This is a genomic window from Nocardioides albidus (assembly GCF_006335005.1).
GTDB lineage: Bacteria > Actinomycetota > Actinomycetes > Propionibacteriales > Nocardioidaceae > Nocardioides > Nocardioides albidus.
In genome coordinates this window covers 33,945-36,764 of record NZ_VDMP01000008.1, presented here as the reverse complement: position 1 = coordinate 36,764, position 2,820 = coordinate 33,945, and the positions used below count along the sequence as shown (strand labels likewise).

Annotated in this window: 3 protein-coding genes; 2 read left to right on the top strand and 1 reads right to left on the bottom strand. The window is 71.3% G+C overall.

The window, feature by feature from the left end; all coding sequences use genetic code 11:
• Positions 1-60 precede the first annotated feature (60 nt).
• Positions 61-1,233, bottom strand: coding sequence for an acyl-CoA dehydrogenase family protein (locus FHP29_RS00410; RefSeq protein ID WP_139620901.1), 1,173 nt, complete (start codon positions 1,231-1,233; stop codon positions 61-63).
• Positions 1,234-1,311: 78 nt separating this feature from the next.
• Here FHP29_RS00410 and FHP29_RS00405 point away from each other — a divergent pair, with 78 nt between their 5' ends.
• Complete coding sequence (locus FHP29_RS00405) at positions 1,312-1,905, top strand: TetR/AcrR family transcriptional regulator (protein ID WP_139620900.1); 594 nt, start codon at positions 1,312-1,314, stop codon at positions 1,903-1,905.
• 95 nt (positions 1,906-2,000) lie between these two features.
• On the top strand, positions 2,001-2,726 hold the full coding sequence (locus FHP29_RS00400) for an SDR family NAD(P)-dependent oxidoreductase (RefSeq protein WP_139620899.1): 726 nt from the start codon (positions 2,001-2,003) through the stop codon (positions 2,724-2,726).
• Positions 2,727-2,820: the final 94 nt, after the last annotated feature.

The window sequence follows — 2,820 nt, the reverse complement described above, 5'->3', positions numbered from 1 at the left end:
CCCCACGCCGCCTGAAACCGTGGACCTGCGCCGGTTCTCAAGCCCGGCCGGGAAGCGGACTCAGCTGACGGCGACGATGGCGCCGGCGCCGGCCTCGCGGTCGAGCGAGCGGCCGATGACCATCCGCTGGATCTGGTTGGTGCCCTCGAAGATCTGCATCACCTTGGCCTCGCGCATGTAGCGCTCGACCGGGAAGTCCTTGGTGTAGCCGGCGCCGCCGAGGACCTGGACGGCGTCCGTGGTGACCTTCATGGCGGCGTCGGTGGCGACCAGCTTGGCGATCGAGGCCTCGCGGGAGAACGGCAGGCCGCGGTCCTTGAGGCGGGCGGCATGGAGGACGGTGGCGCGGGCGGACTGGACGGCGGCCTCCATGTCGGCGAGCACGAAGGCCAGGCCCTGGTGGTCGATGATCCGCTGGCCGAACGTCTCGCGCTGCTGGGCGTAGGCGACCGCGCGGTCGAGCGCCCCCTGCGCCAGGCCGGTCGCGACGGCGGCGATCCCGAGCCGTCCGGCGTCCAGTCCGGCGAGCGCGATCTTCAGACCCTGGCCCTCCGCGCCGAGTCGCTGGTCGGCGGGCACCCGGACGTCCTCGAAGCGCACGGTGGCGGTGGTCGAGCCCATCAGGCCCATCTTGTCCTCGGGGGCATCGGCGCTCAGGCCGGGCGCGTCCGCACGGACGAGGAAGCAGGAGATGTCACTCCGTCCGTCGCCGGTGCGCGCCATGACCTTGTAGAAGTCGGCCTCGCCGCCGTGGGTCACCCAGGCCTTCGCGCCGTTGATGACGTACTCCTCGCCGTCGAGCCGGGCCCGGGTCCGCATCGCGGCGGGATCGGACCCGGCGTGCGCCTCGGAGAGGCAGTAGGCGCCGAGCAGCTCGCCGGCCAGCATCTCAGGCAGCCACTTCGCGCGCTGCTCGTCGGTGCCGGCGGTGGCCAGGCCGAAGCAGCTCAGCGCGTGCACGGACACCCCGACGCCGACGCTGGACCAGACGGACCCGATCTCCTCGAGCACCTGCAGGTAGACCTCGTAGGGCACGCCGCCACCCCCGAGCTCCTCGGGATAGGGCAGGCCGAGGAGGCCGGCACGACCCAGCAGGCGGAAGACCTCGCGCGGGAACGCGCCCGTCGCCTCGGCCTCCGCGGCGCGCGGCAGCAGCTCGTCGGTGGCGAGCTGACGGGTCAGCCGGAGCAGGTCGGCGTACTCCTCGGACGGCAGCAGGCGGCGTGCGGGCATCGGTTCCTCCGTGGGTAGTACCAGAATGGCCATTCTGGTACGGACTACAGTATCGCGATTGTTGCTAGCCTGCGAACCGTGCAGCAGCAGCGCGTCCTCCCCGCCCGCACCCGCCAGCGACGCGACCTCCTGCTCGACGAGCTGGTCGAGCTGTTCCTGGCCGAGGGCTTCGCGGGGTTCGGGATCGGTGAGCTGGCGCAGCGGCTCTCGTGCTCGCGCAGCACGCTCTACCTGGTCGCGCCGAGCAAGGAGCAGGTCATCACCGCGACCGTGCGGCACTTCTTCAAGCGTGCGGCCGAGCGGATCGAGGAGCGCGTCGCAGCCGCGTCCGACCCCGCGGACCGGCTGGCGACCTATCTCACCGCGGTGGCCGACGAGCTCTCCCCCGCGTCGCCCCGGTTCTACGCCGACCTGGCCGGCTTCCCGCCCGGGGCCGAGGTCTACCGCGCCAACACCGCTCGGGCCGCCCAACGGGTGCAGGACCTCGTCACCGAGGGCGTCGCGGCCGGGACCCTCAGGAAGGTCGACGCGACCTTCGTCGGCGCCGCCGTGGCGGAGGTGATGGACGCGATCGGCGACGGCCGGATCGGGGCGGCCACGGGACTCGACGACGCGCAGGCCTACGAGGCACTCGTCGACCTGGTCGCGACCGGGCTCCGAGCACGTGGCTGAGTCAGCACGACCTCGCGGAGGGGCGCCGGCGTGCCTATCACTTCGATAGTCACTTCCGGGTTCCCTTGGCCCACCGCAGGCGTGAACCTCGTCTCATGACGTCCTCCTCGCGCGCCCAACCTGCGTCTGGCCGGCTCCTGATCACCGGCGGTGCGAGCGGCATCGGCGAACGCCTCGTGGCCGCGCTTGCGGGTGAGCTCAGCATCGTCGTCCTCGACCGCAACCAGCCGCCTGAGTCGGCGCGGGTCGATGGCGTCACCTATCTGACCGCTGACATCGCCGATGAGGACGACATGCGAAGGATCGGCTCCGCTCTCGCAGACGGCGAGCCTCTCTACGGCATGGTGCACTGCGCGGCGGTGGCGCACTTCGGCGCTCTGGCCCAGACCTCGGTCGCGACGTGGCGGCACGTGCTCGACATCAATCTGCACGGCACCTTCCTGACCACCCAGACGGTGGCACCACTCCTCGCCGACCATGGCCGGATCGTCCTGTTCTCATCGGCGACGGTCTTCCGGGGCCCGGCCGAGACCACGGTCTACGCGGCATCGAAGGCAGGCATCATCGGGTTCGGCCGAGCGCTGGCGGCCGAGCTGGGGCCCCGCAACATCACGGTCAACATGATCGCTCCGGGACTCGTCATGACCCCGATGACCGAATCCGTCGCCCAGACACAGGACGCGAACGTCGCGACGAGACCCATCTCGCGACCAGCCACGACCGAGGACTTCGTCGAGCCGGTCCGCTTCCTCCTGTCGCCCGGAGCCTCGTTCGTGACCGGCCAGACCGTCGTGGTCGACGGCGGAGCGGTGCGCCACTGATGAGCGCCGTCTCCCCTGCCCCCGGCAACAGCGTGGTCCGCGTCGCGAAGAAGGAGACGGTCGCCGACGGGGTCGTCCTTCTGACCCTCGAGGA

What these genes read in the sequence shown, in the direction of transcription:
- FHP29_RS00410 (WP_139620901.1), bottom strand. Translation starts at nt 1,233, where the DNA reads ATGCCCGCACGCCGCCTGCTGCCGTCCGAGGAGTACGCCGACCTGCTC.
- FHP29_RS00400 (WP_139620899.1), top strand. Translation starts at nt 2,001, where the DNA reads ATGACGTCCTCCTCGCGCGCCCAACCTGCGTCTGGCCGGCTCCTGATC.